This window comes from Pseudomonas sp. 34 E 7 (genome assembly GCF_900005715.1).
GTDB classification, from domain to species: Bacteria; Pseudomonadota; Gammaproteobacteria; order Pseudomonadales; family Pseudomonadaceae; genus Aquipseudomonas; species Aquipseudomonas orientalis_A.
Genome location: NZ_CVTX01000167.1, coordinates 991 through 1,374, shown reverse-complemented (window position 1 = coordinate 1,374; position 384 = coordinate 991). Strand labels below are relative to the sequence as shown.

1 protein-coding gene is annotated in these 384 nt (G+C 57.3%); it reads right to left on the bottom strand.

Annotated elements, in window-relative coordinates:
- The coding region (locus tag BFP96_RS30965) for an immunoglobulin-like domain-containing protein (protein WP_170876034.1) at positions 1-384 on the bottom strand (384 nt) is incomplete at both ends.

The following is a 384-nucleotide window of genomic DNA, read 5'->3' as shown; positions in this document are numbered from 1 at the left end:
CGATGAACACGTCATCGCTTGGCGCAGGGACGGTCACAGTGCCGACGGTTTCACCGGCTTTAATGGTGATCGACGAGCCATTATCAAGTTTCAGAGTGACGTCAGTACCGGCCTTGTTGCTCAAGGTCGCGGTGTACGTGATCTGGCCACCCTCGTTGACTGCGCTCGGCGCGGTGAGCGTGACGGTAGTGGTATCAGCGGTGCCTGGGGTATCGGTAACAGTGGTGTTAACCGCTGTAGTACCTGGCACCAGGTTTTCAAAGTGCTCGCCACCGGTGACGGTTTTGATAGCGGTCGTGACGGTTTGATCGCCTTTGTAGACGTCATTCGGTGCCACGGCGGTGACCGTGCCGCTGGATTGGTTCACACCGATGGTGATGGTTT